Genomic DNA, 16225 nt, shown 5'->3' with positions numbered 1-16225 from the left:
AAACTGCAGCCGCCCGGCAAGCGCTGTAAAAATGGCGCCAATATTTCAATTGACGCTTATCCGACCCCGCCACTCAGGCTAAACTCGCCACAGCTCCACTGGCCTGCCCGAGTGCGCAATGAACCACCCTCACGAAATCCGCCCAGACCTGGACGAAGGCATCGACCGCAAGGTCCTGGCGACGTTGCGTACGCGCTTCCTGCGGCTGAACCAAGGGCGGCTGCAGCGGGCCATGGAAGGCCTGTCGACGCGCCAGCAACAGGTACTGACGCTGCTGCCGCTGCTGTTCCATGTGAACCACCCGCTGTTGCCGGGTTACGTCTCGGGCAGCACTCCAGCCGGCGTATCGGGCTACGAGCCAGGCGCCGACCTGGTGGTCGAGGCCCAGCGCCTGGCCCGCTCGTTCACCTACAAGGCCCGCCATGGCAACCCGCCACGCCCGATCCACGGCCTGTTCCTGATGGGCAGCCTGGGCTCGCTGGCCCAGGCCGAGCAAAGCGACATGGACCTGTGGGTGTGCCACGCGCCCGGTTTACCCGAGCCGTTGCTGGAAGAGCTGCGCCGCAAATGCCAATTGCTGGAGGACTGGGCCGCAAGCCTGGGCGCCGAGGCGCACTTCTTCCTGATCGACACGCAAGGCTTTGCCCAGGGCCAGCGCGAGGGCCAGCTAGGCTCCGACGACTGCGGCACCACCCAGCACTACCTGCTGCTGGACGAGTTCTACCGCACCACCCTCTGGCTGGCCGGGCGCACACCGCTGTGGTGGCTGGTACCCGTCTACCAGGAACACAACTACCACGCCTACACCCAAACCCTGCTGACCAAGCGTTTCATCCGCAGCCAGGACGCACTCGACCTCGGCAACCTGGCACACATACCGCCAGGCGAGTTCGTCGGCGCCGGCCTGTGGCAGTTGTTCAAGGGTATCGACTCACCCTACAAGTCGCTGCTCAAGCTGCTGCTGACCGAAACCTACGCCAGCGAACACCCCGCTGTGCGCTGCCTGAGCCTGGACTACAAACAAGCCGTATTCGCCAACCAGCTCGACCTCGACGAGCTGGACCCATATGTGATGGTCTACCGCCGCATCGAGCGCTACCTGCTGCAACGTGGCGAGCCTGCGCGCCTGGAACTGGTACGGCGCAGCCTGTATCTGAAGGTGAACAAGAAACTCAGCGACCAAGGCCGCAATCAGGGCTGGCAGCGCCGCCTGTTACAGCGCCTGGCCGACGAGTGGGGCTGGGACGAACATCAGTTGGCCCTGCTGGACAGCCGCAGCCAATGGAAAGTGCAGCAGGTGGCAGCCGAACGCCGCGAACTGGTGGCCGAGCTGAACCATAGCTATCGCTTCCTCAGCGAGTTTGCGCGCACCCAGAACGCAAGCAGCCGCGCCGATCAGCGCGACCTCAATGTGCTGGGCCGGCGTTTGTATGCGGCCTTCGAGCGCCGTGCGGGCAAGGTCGAAGTGATCAACCCCGGTATTGCACCGGACCTTGCCGAAGGCACCCTGACCCTGGTCCAGGCACCCAACCGCAGGGAGCCCGGCAGCTACCACTGGGAGCTGTACACCGGCAACCTGAATACCCATGAAGTTGAACACTTCAACCCGATCAAACGCTGCCGCGAGCTGCTTGAACTGCTGGCCTGGGCACACCGCAACGGCGTGATCGACAGCAGCACGCGCCTGGCACTGCACCCGGGCGTCAGCGACCTCACCGAGTACGAGCTGTTCAACCTGGTGGGCTGCCTGCAGCAGAGTATCCCTCTGCCCTTATCGATCGTCAGCGAAGTGCGCCTGCTGCAACCCAGCGTTGCCGACGAGGTGCTATTGCTGGTCAACGTCGCCGTCGACCCGCTGCGCCACCACCGCGACCTGAACATCCTGATGACCACCGAGCGTACCGACGCCTTGAGCTATGCCGGCGTGCGCGAGAACCTGGTTCTGACCCTGGACCAGGTCACCCTGAACAGCTGGAACGAAGTGCTGGTGCAGCGCTACGAAGGCGAACACGCGCTGGTACGCTGCCTGCGCGACTTCCTCAACAGCCCGGTGCTGCGCGGCCACCGGCCACGGGTGCGGGTGCGTTGCTTCTGTCAGAGCCGCGCCCAGGCCATCGGCCACCGCGTGGAGGAAATATTCGACACCGTGCAGCTATTGCTGGACCAAGGCCTGAACCACCGCTATCTGCTTCAGGTTGCCCAGCACACCCATGTACTGGAGCTGTTACCCGGGCATATCAGCCTGACCACCCTGGCCGAGCACGATGCACTGCTCGGCCACCTGGGCGAAGAGCGCAGTGCCTACAGCCCGCTGTACCTGGATGCCAACGCCCTGCTGGACCATGATCTGCGCCTGGTGCTGGAGCAAGGCCGGCCGGCGTGCATCCAGGTGTTCTACCGCCTGCAAGATGGCTGGGCCGATCTGTACGTGCTGGATGAATACAATGCCCTGTGGCAGCAACGCCTGCCCTTGCACGACGAAGCGCACCTGCTGCTGCCGCTGCAGCGCTTCCTGCGTTCGGTGGTGATGCGCCGCGATGCCCGCTTGCCGCTGGACAGCCAGCGCGCGGCCTCGCTGGACATCCACTACGCACAACTGCTGCCTGCCGGCCCTGGCAAGGCGCGCAGCATCGAGCCATGCCCGGCCCCGGTCGAGGGTAGCGCTCAGCCTTACTACGAGGTGCAGGCCATCATCCAGGCCGGTGTGGCGGGTACGGCACATGTGACGCTGTACTGCGACCAGCAAGAGTTTTCCGAGCTGGAGCATGGCGACCAGCTGTATGCGGTGGTGGCCCGGCAGATCATCGGGCAGCGGCGTGGCGCGGGGCGGTACCGGTGCTACATCACCGACCTGGATTTGTCCGAGCTGCTGGATGACCGGCTGGGGGCGACGCAGGTGTACCTGAGCTACAAGCGGGTGCTGGAGCAGGCGTTGAATGAGGGTTTGGAGCAGGTGTTGGCGGAAGGCGCCTGAAATGCCGGGGCCGCTTTGCGGCCCCTTGACCCTTACAGGTCGAAATCGCCCGCCGCTTCCGGCTGGTATTCCACTTCCAGCAGCTTCAGCTTGAGGGTTTTGCCGCCCGGTGCCGGCCAGTCGATCTGCTCGCCCACCGACAGCCCCAGCAGCGCGCAACCGATCGGCGCCAGGATCGAAACCTTGCCTTCCGGCCCTGCATCCTTCGGGTACACCAGGGTCAGGTGGTAGTCCTTGCCACTGGCTTCCTCACGGCAGTGCACGCGGGAATTCATGGTCACCACGCCTGCCGGCACTTCCTCGTGACCGACCACCTGCTCGGCGCGGTCCAGCTCGTCCTGCAGGGCGAGCACACCCGGCGTACTCTCGTCGAGGCTGTCGATCAGACGCTCCAGACGCTGTACGTCCAATCGGGTGAGGATGAGGGAAGGTTTGGTGCTCATGATCCAGTCAGACTCCTTTGAACAGGCAGTTTTCAATGTGCAGATAAAGCAAAACCCCGCCCAAGGGCGGGGTTTGAGAAGGCTTTGGCGTCACCGACGCAGAACCCGACACTACCACAGCCGGGTAAATACTCAAGCCCCTGCGTTCAGTGTGCCTTAGCCTGCTCGCGCAAGACCTGGGCTTCGCGGCAGATCTGCCGGCGCCGTTCATCATCGGCCGAGCGCCATTCGCGGATGTGCTCGACATGCCGGTGGCAACCGGTGCACACCCGTTGTTCATCCAGCCGACATACGCTGATGCACGGCGATGGCACCGCCGGGCTGACGTTACTATAGAGCGGCTTGGGCGGCCGGGCCTGGGCACCGCTCATGTCAGATCTCGTCGAAGTCCAGCTTCTCGCCGGCCCGCTCCCAGACAATGCGCTCGAGCATTTCGCCCAGCAGTTCTTCGCTCTTCTCGCACACCCACTTCTTGCTCTCTTCGTCGTAGTCGAAGTGGAAGCCACCGGAACGGTCGGCCAGCCACAGCTGACGCAGTGGCTCCTGGCGGCTGAAGATCAGCTGGGCGCCGCCTTCGAACTTGACGGTGAGGACACCGGCGGAGTTCTCCATGTCCAGGTCCAGGCCGCTCTCGTCGAACAGGTCTTCCAGGGCCTGTTGGGTCGCGTCGACCAGATCATGGAAACGCGCTTCACTCAAACTCATTGCAGGAACCTCGAAATTGGCTGCGTTACAGGCAAGCCGGGCAAGATACGGGCGCTTGGCGCCGAATGCAAAGTTTAGCCATTGAAGGCGCCAAGAATAGCCCGCCCGGCGGACCGGCCCTTGCATAGGCAAGCCGCCGGTCGCTCGGTATACTCGGGCGCAATACTGCATTTTTCTAAGGATTTCACCCATGAAGCGCCTGATTTCCTCCTTCGCGGCGCTGGTCGCTGTTGCCTGCCTCGTTTCTGCCTGCGGCCAGAAGGGCCCGCTGTATCTGCCTGAAGACGGCGATAACGGCAAAGCGCACAAAGCACATCAGCACCAGCCAAAAGCCAAGCCGGCCCCGGTACAAGAACAGCAGCCCGAGCTGCAGTCCGAGCCCGAGCAGTCGCCTGCGCAGTAAGGAAACCAGATGAACGCTTTCAACTACCGCGACGGTGAGCTGTTCGCGGAGGGGGTGGCCCTGTCGGCCATCGCCGAACAGTTCGGCACCCCGACCTACGTGTACTCGCGCGCCCACATCGAGGCCCAGTACCGCAGCTACACCGACGCCCTGCAAGGCGCTGAGCACCTGGTGTGCTTCGCGGTCAAGGCCAACTCCAACCTGGGCGTGCTGAACGTACTGGCGCGCCTGGGCGCAGGCTTCGACATCGTCTCCGGCGGTGAGCTGGAGCGCGTGCTGGCCGCTGGCGGGCGCGCTGACCGCGTGGTGTTCTCCGGCGTTGGCAAAACCCGAGAAGACATGCGCCGCGCCCTGGAAGTGGGCGTGCACTGCTTCAACGTCGAATCCACCGACGAGCTGGAGCGCCTGCAAGTGGTGGCCGCCGAGATGGGCAAGGTGGCCCCGGTGTCGCTGCGGGTCAACCCGGACGTCGACGCCGGCACCCACCCGTACATTTCCACCGGCCTTAAAGAAAACAAGTTCGGCATCGCCATTGCCGACGCCGAGGCCATCTATGTGCGCGCCGCGCAGTTGCCGAACCTGGAAGTGGTCGGTGTCGACTGCCACATCGGCTCGCAGCTGACCACCGTAGAGCCGTTCATCGACGCCCTCGACCGCCTGCTGGTGCTGGTCGACCGCCTGGCCGAATGCGGCATCCACCTGCGCCACCTGGACCTGGGCGGCGGTGTGGGCGTGCGCTACCGCGATGAACAACCGCCGCTGGTGGCCGACTACATCAAGGCCATCCGCGAACGCGTAGGCACGCGCGACCTGGCCCTGGTGTTCGAGCCGGGCCGCTACATCGTGGCCAATGCTGGCGTGCTGCTGACCCGCGTGGAATACCTCAAGCACACCGAGCACAAAGATTTCGCCATCATCGATGCAGCCATGAACGACCTGATCCGCCCGGCCCTTTACCAGGCCTGGATGGGTGTCAGCGCGGTCAAGCCACGCGCCGGTGAAGGCCGTGCCTACGACCTGGTCGGCCCGATCTGCGAGACCGGCGACTTCCTGGGCAAGGACCGAGTACTGAACCTGGCCGAAGGTGACCTGCTGGCCGTACAGTCCGCGGGCGCCTATGGTTTTGTCATGAGCTCCAACTACAACACCCGTGGCCGTTGCGCTGAAATCCTGGTCGACGGCGACCAGGCGTTCGAAGTACGCCGCCGCGAGACCATCGCCGAACTGTACGCTGGCGAAAGCCTGCTGCCGGAGTAAGCCCATGCTGCTGCGTTTTACCAAGATGCATGGTCTGGGCAACGACTTCATGGTCCTCGACCTGGTCAGCCAGCACGCGCACATCCAGCCCAAGCACGCCAAGCAATGGGGTGACCGCCACACCGGCATCGGCTTCGATCAGTTGCTGATCGTCGAGGCGCCGAACAACCCGGAAGTGGACTTCCGCTACCGCATCTTCAACGCCGACGGCTCCGAGGTCGAGCAGTGCGGCAATGGTGCCCGTTGCTTCGCCCGCTTCGTGCTGGACAAGCGCCTGACCGCGAAAAAGCGCATTCGGGTGGAAACCAAGAGCGGCATTATCGTGCTGGACGTGCAGAACGACGGCCAGGTGAGTGTCGACATGGGCCCACCGCGCTTCGTCCCTGCCGAAATCCCCTTCATCGCTGACGAGCAGGCGCTGAACTACCCACTGGAAGTCGACGGCCAGCTGCATTCGATTGCTGCCGTGTCCATGGGTAACCCGCATGCGGTGCTGCGCGTCGACGACGTGCATACTGCCCCCGTGCATGAGCTGGGCCCGAAGATCGAAAACCACCCACGCTTCCCGCAGCGGGTGAATGCCGGCTTCATCCAGGTCATCGACCGCCACCGCGCCAACCTGCGCGTGTGGGAGCGCGGCGCGGGCGAAACCCAGGCCTGCGGCACCGGCGCCTGCGCCGCAGCCGTGGCGGCGATCAGCCAAGGCTGGATGGACTCCCCGGTGTCCCTCGACCTGCCCGGCGGCCGCCTGCACATCGAATGGGCCGGCCCCGGCAAGCCCGTGCTGATGACCGGCCCGGCCGTACGCGTCTACGAAGGACAGGTTCGTCTCTAAGCGAGTAAACGCCATGACCGATCAGCCCAAGGTTGTACCCACGCAGTCCGTCGAGCTCGATGCCGAGGCGGTGGTCGCCTACCTGCGCGCCCACCCCACCTTCTTCGCCGAGCACGACGAGCTGCTGATCGAGCAGCGCATCCCGCACCAGCGTGGCGACAGCGTTTCGCTGGTGGAGCGCCAGCTGAAGCTGCTGCGTGACCGCAACATCGAGATGCGCCATCGCCTGTCACAACTGATGGACGTGGCCCGCGACAACGACCGGCTGTTCGACAAGACCCGCCGGCTGATCCTTGACCTGCTCGATGCTGGCAGCCTGGAAGAAGTGGTGATGGCCGTCGAGGACAGCCTGCGCCAGGAGTTCCAGGTGCCCTTCGTCAGCCTGATCCTGTTCGGCGACAACGTCGCGCCGGTCGGGCGCTGGGTCAGCAACACCGAGGCGCAACAAGCCATCGGTGCCCTGCTGGGCGGTGGCAAGACGGTCAGTGGCAACCTGCGCGAGCACGAGCTGGCCTTTCTTTTCGGTGAGGAACAGCGCCGAGAAGTGGGCTCCAGCGCCGTCGCTACCCTTGAGTACCAAGGGCTGCATGGGGTGCTGGCAATCGGCAGCCGCGACCCGCAACACTACAAGAGCAGTGTCGGCACCCTGTTCCTCGGCTACATTGCCGAGGTGCTGGGCCGCGTTGTGCCACGGGTAACCCAAACCCTGCGCCCGGTACGCTGATGAAGCGCCAACTGGAGGCTTATTGCGCACACCTGCGCAACGAGCGCCAGGTGTCGGAGCACACCCTGCTGGGGTACCGTCGCGACCTGAACAAGGTCATGGCCTACTGCGAGGAGCACGGCATTACCGAGTGGCAAACGCTGCAAATCCAGCCGTTGCGCCAGCTGATCGCCCGCCTGCACCACCACGGCCAGTCTTCGCGCAGCCTGGCACGGCTACTTTCGGCAGTACGCGGCCTTTACCGCTACCTCATCCGCGAAGGCCTGTGCCAGCACGATCCGGCTTCCGGCCTGAGCGCGCCCAAAGGTGAGCGACGGCTGCCCAAGGTGCTGGACACCGACCGTGCCCAGCAGCTGCTTGATGGCGGCGTCGACGACGACTTCTTCGCCCGCCGTGACCACGCCATCCTGGAACTGCTCTACTCGTCGGGCCTGCGCCTGTCCGAGCTGACCAACCTCGACCTCGATCACCTCGACATGGCCGCCGGCCTGGTACAGGTGCTGGGAAAAGGCGGCAAGGCACGCGTGCTGCCGGTGGGCCGCAAGGCCCGTGAGGCGTTGCAGGCCTGGTATCGCCTGCGCGGCATCGGTAACCCGCGCGATCGCGCGGTGTTCATCACCCGCCAGGGCAACCGCATCAGCCCCCGTGACGTTCGGCGAAGGGTGAAGGCAGCCGGCGAACGCGAGCTGGGCCAGCACCTGCACCCTCACATGCTTCGCCATTCCTTCGCCAGCCATATACTGGAGTCGTCTCAGGACCTGCGCGCGGTGCAAGAGCTGCTCGGCCATGCCGACATCAGCACCACCCAGATCTACACCCACCTGGACTTCCAGCACTTGGCCGCGGTGTACGACAGCGCCCACCCTCGGGCCAAACGCAGCAAAGGCACAGACTCATGAGCATCAAGCTGATCACCTTCGACCTTGACGACACCCTGTGGGACACCGCGCCGGTCATCGCCAGTGCAGAAGTCATGCTGCGCGACTGGCTGGAAGCCAACGCCCCGATCCTGGGTGGTGTGCCGGTAGAGCACCTGTTTGCCATCCGCGAGCGCCTGGTGCAGGCCGAGCCCGGCCTCAAGCACCGCATCAGCGCCCTACGCCGGCGCGTGCTGTTCCATGCCCTGGAAGAAGTCGGCTACAGCGAAAAACACGCGCAGGAGCTGGCCAATGAAGGTTTTGAAGTGTTCCTGCATGCCCGCCACCAGGTAGAGATCTTCCCCGAGGTGCAGCCGGTGCTGGAGATGCTGCGCCATCAGTACACCCTGGGTGTGGTTACCAACGGCAACGCCGACGTAAGCCGGCTGGGGCTGGCGGACTACTTCCGCTTTGCCCTGTGCGCCGAGGACCTTGGCATCGGCAAGCCAGACCCGGCCCCGTTCCTGGAAGCCCTTCGCCGTGGCGAAGTGGACGCCAGCGCGGCTGTGCACATCGGCGACCACCCTGGCGATGACATTGCCGGCGCCCAACGCGCCGGGCTGCGGGCGGTGTGGTTCAACCCACAGGGCAAGGCCTGGGCGGGCGAGCAGGCGCCGGATGCCGAGATCCAGCGGCTGTCGCAGCTGCCCGACGTGCTTGCGCGCTGGCGCTGACAGGGGCCGCTACGCGGCCCATTCGCGGGCACGCCCGCTCCCACAGGGACATCGCAAGGCTTAGGCCTACGGTAATCTTGTGGGAGCTGGCTTGCCGGCGATAGGGCCAGTACAGGCAACCCGAATCTTGCAGACACAAAAAAGCCCGCAGCGACGGCGGGCTTTTTTGCGATCAGCCACTCAAATAGGGCGGCTGCCGTACTTGTTGTCCGGCTTCTTGGGCGGGTCGGCGACCACGTTGGCCTCGACTTCCTGCACCTTGCCACCGCGAGAAAGGAATTCTTCCATCGCCTTGGCCAATGCATCACGCTCTTTCTGCTTGGCTTCCATGCTCGGCATCTCGTCTACCGAGACCGCCGCCTTGGATTTGCCCTTGGCAGTGGGTGCCGGGCTGCTGTCGTCATCGCCAGCGTCTTCGGCGCCGTCGTCAGCTGCCACTTCGAGGCCTTCATCACCCTCGTCTTCGTCGCCTACTTCGAGGTCGTCGTTTTCCAGATCGTCGTCGCTCATGTTCTACCTCATGACTTGCGAAAAGCAGGTTAGTTATAGACCAGTGCAGCCGTAGACCGGCAGCCACCAGTGAAAATTCAACTGGCCGTGGGTTAGGCCACTGCCCTTGGGTCGGCGCTCCTGATGGGAGGCGGCACCCAGCAGGCCCTGCTCCTGGCAGGACCTGACAAAATCCATAAGCCCCTGCTGGCCACACGCTATTGGCAAGCCTAGCAAAGGCTGGAGAAGTGTGTGGACTACTCGTAAAACACCCTTCGGCGCGCATTCTAGCGCGCCCGTGGAAAAAGCAAAGCACCATAAATACCCTACGACTTGTAAGTTTTCTACCTACGTCGCGAACGTGATGGATAAACCGTTTGCCATGCGGGAAATGCTAAAAATCTGGCAAAAAAATGCCCGGCAAGCCGGGCAAATTTTTACCGCGTCGCAGTTACAGGTTGTAGCCGCGTTCGTTGTGTTGAGCCAGGTCGAGGCCGACCGACTCTTCTTCTTCGTTGACCCGCAGGCCCATCACCACATCCAGCACCTTGAGGATCACGTAGGTGACGATGGCGGTGTAGACCACGGTGAAGATCACGCCCTTGGCCTGGATCCAGACCTGCATGCCGATGTCGGTGACAGTACCGAAGCCGCCCAGCGCCGGGGCTGCGAACACGCCGGTGAGAATGGCACCGATGATGCCGCCGATACCGTGCACGCCGAAGGCGTCCAGCGAGTCGTCATAACCCAGCTTGCGCTTGAGGGTAGTCGCGCAGAAGTAGCAGATCACACCCGAAGCCAGGCCGATCACCAGGGCGCCCATCGGGCCCACGGTGCCTGCAGCCGGGGTGATGGCGACCAGGCCGGCAACCACACCCGAGGCAATGCCCAGGGCACTTGGCTTACCGTGGCCGATCCACTCGGCGAACATCCAGCCCAGTGCAGCAGCGGCAGTGGCGATCTGGGTGACCAGCATGGCCATGCCGGCGGTGCCGTTGGCGGCAGCAGCGGAGCCTGCGTTGAAGCCGAACCAGCCGATCCACAGCATGGCCGCGCCCATCAGGGTGTAACCCAGGTTGTGCGGGGCCATCGGGGTGGTCGGGTAGCCCTTGCGCTTACCCAGCACCAGGCAGCAGACCAGGCCTGCGATACCGGCGTTGATGTGCACCACGGTGCCGCCCGCGAAGTCCAGTACGCCCCAGTCCCACATCAGTGCACCGTCACCACTCCACACCATGTGCGCGATCGGCGCGTACACCAGGGTGAACCAGATGCCCATGAACACCAGCATCGCGGAGAACTTCATGCGCTCGGCGAAGGCACCCACGATCAGCGCCGGGGTGATGATGGCGAAGGTCATCTGGAAGGTGATGAACACCGCCTCAGGGAACAGCGCGGTGGCCGACGTCAGGTTCTCGGGCGTGACGCCACTGAGGAAGGCCTTGGAGAAGCCGCCGACGAAGGAGTTGAAGTTGAGCACGCCCTTTTCCATACCGGTGGTATCGAAGGCCATGCTGTAGCCGTAGACGACCCAGAGAATGCTCATCAGGCCGGTGATTGCGAAGCACTGCATCATCACCGACAGCACGTTCTTGGAACGCACCATACCGCCATAGAACAGGGCCAGGCCCGGAATGGTCATGAACAGCACCAGCGCCGTTGCGGTCAGCATCCAGGCGGTGTCGCCGGAGTTCAGCGCTGGGGCAGCTTCCTCTGCCAGGGCAAGCCCGGGCATGACGAGGGACAATAGGGCTCCTAGCCCTGCGATCTTACGCAGAGTCATGTTGTTTTCTCCTGGGGCTTTGGGTTTGGTGAGGCTTTGTTGCTGCTTAGATCGCGTCGGTATCGGTTTCGCCGGTACGGATACGGATCGCCTGCTCCAGATTCACCACGAAAATCTTGCCGTCACCAATCTTGCCGGTGTTGGCTGCCTTGGTGATGGCTTCGATTACCCGATCAAGGTCCTTGTCATCGATGGCGACATCGATCTTCACCTTGGGCAGGAAATCGACCACATATTCAGCACCGCGATACAGCTCGGTGTGGCCCTTCTGGCGACCGAAACCTTTGACTTCGGTGACGGTGATGCCCTGCACGCCGATTTCCGACAGCGACTCGCGCACGTCGTCCAGCTTGAACGGCTTGATGATGGCTGTGACTAGCTTCATGAAACTCTCTCCCGATTTGGTGGACTTGCCCCAGGAAAACAAACCCGTCTCAAGTCTAAGCGCAGCGGTTGGCTTTGTAACGCGTCGTCGGCATCCGGCTCCGCGTGCGCACTGCCTGGTCACAAGGAACTGCATCAGTGCATGGCTCGTACAGGTCTTTGCAGAAACCTTGCCAGTTCCGGCAAAGCACCGAAAAACAGTGAGTTATGCAAATCAGTCGGGATTGGCCAGTCGCCAGCATGGAAAACATGCACATTTTCGGTGCGCGCCAGCAGGGCGCGCTGCGCGAAAAACGTGCAGGCGTGTGGCCCAAGCCGCGTAATGGCCCGTGCTACACTGCCGGCCATTCTCAGTTTCAGTGGACAGCCCCATGCTCGCGCCAAAAGCCCTTCTCGATGCCCTGAGCGACCAGGCCTCCCGCCTGTTCAGCGGCGATACCGCCCAGCCCCGCGCAGAGCTGGAAAGCCAGTTCAAGGTGCTGATGCAAGGTGCCTTCAGCAAGCTGGACTTGGTCAGCCGCGATGAATTCGACAGCCAGATGGTTGTGCTGGCGCGTACCCGCGCACGCCTCGAGGCCCTGGAAAAACAAGTAGCCGAGCTGGAAGCACGGCTGAACCCGACCCCACAGGATGAGTGAATGCAGCCCTCCAGCGCCCACCCGGTATTGCTGTTTTCCTACGGCACCTTGCAGGACAAGGCCGTGCAACTGGCCAACTTCGGCCGTGAGCTGAACGGCCAGGCCGACCGCATGCCGGGCTACCGCCAGGACTGGGTCGAAATCACCGACCCGGCCGTACTGGCGGCCAGCGGCAAGTCCCATCACCCCATCGTGTCACCCAGCAGCCAGGCCGATGACAGCGTGGCCGGCATGGTCTTCCAGATCAGCGAGGAAGAGCTGGCGGCGGCAGACCGCTATGAAGTCGCCGACTACAAGCGTGTCGCCGTCACCCTTGCCTCGGGCCTGACTGCCTGGGTTTATGTGCGCGCCTGAATCAGGCCGAGGCCCGTAGTCGAGGTAGCCGGGACGCCGCTTGTTTCGGCGGTAGCTCACTGGCATGCAGGGTGCCGCGAAACAGGGCCGCACCGCACTGAGTGAACAGGGTTTTCACCCGGTTGTGTGAGTTGAGTATCTCGGCCTGGATATCCTCGATGACCGAGTCCCCTGGCTGCAAAGCGGCCGCACGGTTGGCCCATTCGATGGCGGCAAAACGGCTCTGCTTGCGGGTGCCGCGCCCCTGCATCCAGGCCAACCCCAGTTCGGCGCTGGCACGCCCGGCAATCCACGGGTCCGGGTGCTCGACCAGGCTCGACAGGTAGGCGACCGCTTCGGCCCGTTCCTGTGTTTCGCCAAACTGGCGCAACAGAATCCCCAGGTGCAAGCGCGCGCGTGCATTGGTTTGTGCATTGCCCAGCGCGTCGACCAGCAGGCGCCTGACGGCCAGCATGGCACCGCGCTCGTTGAGGTCCTCATCACCCTCCATGCGCAAGCAGGCCAGGTTGTACTTGGCTTGCCGGCTGCCTGTTTCCACCGCACGCAGCAGCCAGTGCTCTGCCGCCTCGTCATCCAGATAGTGCGCCGGGGTGTTGCCAAGGCCGCCGCTGTGCAGCTCGTACAGTCCCAGGGCAGCCCCCGGCAGGTTCAGCTCGGCACAGCGCTCATACAGGTAACAGGCCAGCTCATGCCGGTTGGCTGCCCACAGCAGCCGCGCCGCCCCAAGCACCTCGAGGCCCGATACCTGGCCCGCGCGCTGGAGTTTCACCGCCACCTGCGACCATACCCTTGCCTGCTCGGCCGAGCGCAGCATCCCCCAGAGGCCGAAACGATGCCCGACAGCACGCAGTGCACAGGCGCCAGCATGCGAGCGACCTTCACACAGGCGCTCGATGGCGGTGCGCAACAGCTGTTGTTCGTCTGGCATGCCATCGCGCAGTATCAGCTCGACCAGACAGCGAAACGGCACGCCCATGGCGCGGATTGCGCCGTGATCGGCGTTGCACGCAAAGCTCGCGGTAAAGTCGCGCATACCACCGACAGGGTCCTGCAAGGCACTGCTGCGCAGCGCGGCTCGCCAAGCCAGCACGACAGCGCGCTCCCTGGGCCTTAGCAGGCGTTGCAACCAGGCGTCGAACAGCTGCTGCCAATCCGCGACGGCCTGCACCTGGTCGCCATGGGGCAGTTTCAGCCGGTCTTCGACGGCCATCCAGCGCAACGCATTACGCAACGCGTCGTCCCACGCCTCGCACAAGGGTCCATTGGCCAATAGCTCCAGCGCATCGAAGCTGGCGCCCCAACGGGGCAGCAAGTATTCGGCGAGGGCCTGGATCGCTTCGAAGCAACCCGGGCGGGCGACCAGCGCATGGCGCAGCCAGTAATAGCGGGGGGCGTCGTTCTCGTGATCGACCCGCCTGCTCAGGCATGCCGGCAATGCCCGTGGCAATTCGGCCAGGGGCAGCAGCCCATGCTTCACCAGCAATGGGGCCGCAGCCTCCTGCACTTCCACATCGGTATGGGCACTGGGCCTGTAGCGGGCGGGCTGCCCCTGGAACAGCTCGACCAACCAGCCGGGCTCGCGCAATTGCGCACTGATGCGCAGCATACCAATGGCCGCTGCCACAGGCTGGGCAGAACGGTCCATGGCGCGGAGCAAGTGCGCCGTCGCGCGTTCACAAATCTGCTCCACGGCCAGCACGCGCGCCGCGTTGCTTTGGCCGCCGCCCTGCACCTGACAGGCGCGGTGGAAGCAATGCAGGCCCATTACCACCTGCGGGTGGTAGGCCTTGGGGCAGGCATCGATCCAGGCTTTGAGCACCTGGCTCAGCGCCCTGTCGCCTTGGCTACCCTGGTCGACCAGCATGTGCCCCTCGAGGGCCGCCATGTAGGCGGGAAACTCGCCGGGCGGGGCTTGGTGCCATTGCGCCTCCAGGCTGTCGAAAAAGCGGGTGAGTTCTATGAATGAATTGGCCTGCACCAGTTCGCGGATAACCTGGCGCGTGCGGGCGAGCGTTTGCACGGCGCAATACCTCAAGTCCATTTGAAAGAAACCGCAGTACCATCCCATGGCAACGGCAGTTGCCCAACAACACTAAGTCATAGCAGGCGCCTGCGCAAAGGCAATTGGATCCATTCTTGCCAATCTGCCTGAAAATACAGGGAAAGTCCCTGCCCTGAAAAACCATGACGCACACTTCTTGCGCCACCCAGGCACGGCGCTGGCTATCCTTGCCCCAGCCGCAGGAAGCGGCCCTTTCCAGCGACAACGGAGCGTCCATGTCCCTAGCCCTCGTCCATAGCCGCGCCCAGGTGGGTGTGCAGGCACCGGCAGTCAGCGTCGAAACCCACCTGGCCAATGGCTTGCCCCATCTCACCCTGGTCGGCTTGCCGGAAACCACCGTCAAGGAAAGCAAGGACCGGGTGCGCAGCGCCATCGTCAACTCCGGGCTGAACTACCCGCAGCGGCGCATTACCCAGAACCTCGCCCCTGCCGACCTGCCCAAGGATGGCGGGCGTTACGACCTGGCCATTGCCTTGGGCATCCTGGCTGCCGACGGCCAGGTGCCGGTTGCCACCCTCGCCGAGGTCGAATGCCTGGGCGAACTGGCGCTGTCAGGCAAACTGCGCCCGGTGCAGGGCGTGCTACCCGCGGCACTGGCAGCGCGAGAGGCAGGCCGGGCGCTGGTGGTACCACGGGAAAATGCCGAGGAAGCCAGCCTGGCGGGTGGACTGGTGGTGTATGCAGTGGGGCACCTGCTGGAGCTGGTCGCCCACCTGAATGGCCAGGTGCCGCTGCCACCGTACGCTGCCAATGGCCTGGTCCTGCATCAACGCCCCTACCCGGACCTGAGCGAAGTGCAGGGCCAACTGGCAGCCAAACGGGCTTTGCTACTGGCAGCGGCCGGGGCACATAACCTGTTGTTCACAGGCCCCCCGGGCACCGGCAAGACCTTGCTCGCCAGCCGCCTGCCCGGTCTGCTGCCGCCGCTGGACGAGCACGAGGCGCTGGAAGTAGCGGCCATTCAGTCGGTCAGCGGGCATGCACCGCTGAACAGCTGGCCACAACGGCCTTTTCGCCATCCTCACCATTCCGCCTCCGGCCCGGCACTGGTCGGAGGCAGCAGCCGGCCGCAACCGGGCGAAATCACCCTGGCCCACCACGGTGTGCTGTTTCTGGATGAGCTACCAGAGTTCGAACGGCGCGTGCTGGAAGTGCTGCGCGAACCGCTTGAGTCGGGCGAAATCGTGATTGCCCGGGCCCGCGACAAGGTGCGCTTCCCGGCACGCTTTCAGCTGGTAGCCGCCATGAACCCCTGCCCTTGCACGGTCGACATGGACGACGTGGACAGACATAGTCTACATTGTGCGCCCCATGGACATTTAGACCCTCACACCTAAATGGCAACCCTAGAAAGAATTCGCTACACCCCCACCCAAATTAAGCTGCTAGACGGTGAGTTGCACAGAACACCAGCGTCAGCTAAGAACATCATCGAGTCACTCCCGCAAATCGTTTGGGCTGACCAGACCCCGTGGAGAGAGGCGAACCTTTGGGCATTCGAGCAGGCGAGCAAAAGTACCGACTCGAAAACTACTTTATCTTCGATCACCCACCTTCATGCTTATGCCAAATGGCTAGAGCGA

Annotated in this window: 16 protein-coding genes and 1 pseudogene; 10 read left to right on the top strand and 7 right to left on the bottom strand. The window is 63.8% G+C overall.

Going from position 1 to position 16225, the window contains the following annotated elements:
* Positions 1-118: 118 nt before the first annotated feature.
* The gene (locus D8767_RS01650) at positions 119-2974 is read left to right on the top strand and encodes a class I adenylate cyclase (RefSeq protein WP_016712629.1); all 2856 of its coding nucleotides are present in this window, start codon (positions 119-121) and stop codon (positions 2972-2974) included.
* A gap of 32 nt (positions 2975-3006) precedes the next feature.
* Here D8767_RS01650 and rnk read toward each other — a convergent pair whose 3' ends face one another.
* The 3 genes from rnk to cyaY all read right to left on the bottom strand — a co-directional run bounded on the left by rnk (position 3007) and on the right by cyaY (position 4122).
* On the bottom strand, positions 3007-3417 hold the full coding sequence (gene rnk / locus D8767_RS01645; protein WP_016712630.1) for a nucleoside diphosphate kinase regulator: 411 nt from the start codon (positions 3415-3417) through the stop codon (positions 3007-3009).
* Positions 3418-3563: 146 nt separating this feature from the next.
* The gene (locus D8767_RS01640; protein WP_016712631.1) at positions 3564-3788 is read right to left on the bottom strand and encodes a DUF1289 domain-containing protein; all 225 of its coding nucleotides are present in this window, start codon (positions 3786-3788) and stop codon (positions 3564-3566) included.
* A 1-nt stretch (position 3789) separates the two neighbouring features.
* Complete coding sequence (cyaY, locus tag D8767_RS01635; protein WP_016712632.1) at positions 3790-4122, bottom strand: iron donor protein CyaY; 333 nt, start codon at positions 4120-4122, stop codon at positions 3790-3792.
* A 190-nt stretch (positions 4123-4312) separates the two neighbouring features.
* Here cyaY and D8767_RS01625 point away from each other — a divergent pair, with 190 nt between their 5' ends.
* From D8767_RS01625 to D8767_RS01600, 6 genes are read left to right on the top strand one after another with little or no spacing between them, the layout of a single operon-like run.
* Positions 4313-4525 carry a lipoprotein gene (locus tag D8767_RS01625; protein ID WP_016712633.1) on the top strand — a complete coding sequence of 71 codons (213 nt, stop codon included), beginning with the start codon at positions 4313-4315 and terminating at the stop codon, positions 4523-4525.
* Positions 4526-4534: 9 nt separating this feature from the next.
* The gene (lysA, locus tag D8767_RS01620; protein WP_016712634.1) at positions 4535-5782 is read left to right on the top strand and encodes a diaminopimelate decarboxylase; all 1248 of its coding nucleotides are present in this window, start codon (positions 4535-4537) and stop codon (positions 5780-5782) included.
* A gap of 4 nt (positions 5783-5786) precedes the next feature.
* Positions 5787-6617, top strand: coding sequence for a diaminopimelate epimerase (gene dapF, locus D8767_RS01615; protein ID WP_016712635.1), 831 nt, complete (start codon positions 5787-5789; stop codon positions 6615-6617).
* A 13-nt stretch (positions 6618-6630) separates the two neighbouring features.
* Positions 6631-7341, top strand: a complete 711-nt coding sequence (locus tag D8767_RS01610; RefSeq protein WP_016712636.1) for a DUF484 family protein — start codon at positions 6631-6633, stop codon at positions 7339-7341.
* Positions 7341-8240 carry a tyrosine recombinase XerC gene (gene xerC / locus D8767_RS01605; protein WP_016712637.1) on the top strand — a complete coding sequence of 300 codons (900 nt, stop codon included), beginning with the start codon at positions 7341-7343 and terminating at the stop codon, positions 8238-8240. The genes D8767_RS01610 and xerC overlap by 1 nt, the downstream gene beginning before the upstream one ends.
* Entirely contained in the window at positions 8237-8932 is a 696-nt protein-coding gene (locus D8767_RS01600; RefSeq protein ID WP_016712638.1) for an HAD family hydrolase, read from the top strand. Before xerC ends, D8767_RS01600 begins: the two co-directional genes overlap by 4 nt.
* A 180-nt stretch (positions 8933-9112) precedes the next feature.
* Here D8767_RS01600 and sutA read toward each other — a convergent pair whose 3' ends face one another.
* The 3 genes from sutA to glnK form a co-directional block, all read right to left on the bottom strand.
* Positions 9113-9442: a transcriptional regulator SutA gene (sutA, locus tag D8767_RS01595; protein ID WP_016712639.1), complete on the bottom strand. Its 330-nt coding sequence runs from the start codon at positions 9440-9442 to the stop codon at positions 9113-9115.
* Positions 9443-9872: 430 nt separating this feature from the next.
* On the bottom strand, positions 9873-11204 hold the full coding sequence (locus tag D8767_RS01590; protein WP_016712640.1) for an ammonium transporter: 1332 nt from the start codon (positions 11202-11204) through the stop codon (positions 9873-9875).
* A 46-nt stretch (positions 11205-11250) separates the two neighbouring features.
* Positions 11251-11589, bottom strand: coding sequence for a P-II family nitrogen regulator (gene glnK / locus D8767_RS01585; protein WP_002555808.1), 339 nt, complete (start codon positions 11587-11589; stop codon positions 11251-11253).
* Between the two features lie 370 nt (positions 11590-11959).
* Here glnK and D8767_RS01580 point away from each other — a divergent pair, with 370 nt between their 5' ends.
* Together D8767_RS01580 and D8767_RS01575 are read left to right on the top strand one after the other, a co-directional pair.
* Positions 11960-12226, top strand: a complete 267-nt coding sequence (locus D8767_RS01580) for an accessory factor UbiK family protein (protein WP_026020301.1) — start codon at positions 11960-11962, stop codon at positions 12224-12226.
* Positions 12227-12580 carry a gamma-glutamylcyclotransferase family protein gene (locus D8767_RS01575; protein WP_016712642.1) on the top strand — a complete coding sequence of 118 codons (354 nt, stop codon included), beginning with the start codon at positions 12227-12229 and terminating at the stop codon, positions 12578-12580.
* A gap of 1 nt (position 12581) precedes the next feature.
* Here D8767_RS01575 and D8767_RS01570 read toward each other — a convergent pair whose 3' ends face one another.
* Positions 12582-14600, bottom strand: a complete 2019-nt coding sequence (locus D8767_RS01570; RefSeq protein WP_016712643.1) for a DUF4034 domain-containing protein — start codon at positions 14598-14600, stop codon at positions 12582-12584.
* 257 nt (positions 14601-14857) lie between these two features.
* Between D8767_RS01570 and D8767_RS01565 the strand changes: the two are divergent.
* Positions 14858-15952, top strand: a pseudogene (locus tag D8767_RS01565) (YifB family Mg chelatase-like AAA ATPase); the annotation flags it as partial.
* Positions 15953-16225: the final 273 nt, after the last annotated feature.

This window comes from Pseudomonas sp. LTGT-11-2Z (assembly GCF_003691445.1).
GTDB classification, from domain to species: Bacteria; Pseudomonadota; Gammaproteobacteria; order Pseudomonadales; family Pseudomonadaceae; genus Aquipseudomonas; species Aquipseudomonas monteilii.
The sequence above is the reverse complement of the archived record's forward strand: the minus strand, read 5'-3'. Positions and strand labels throughout refer to the sequence as shown.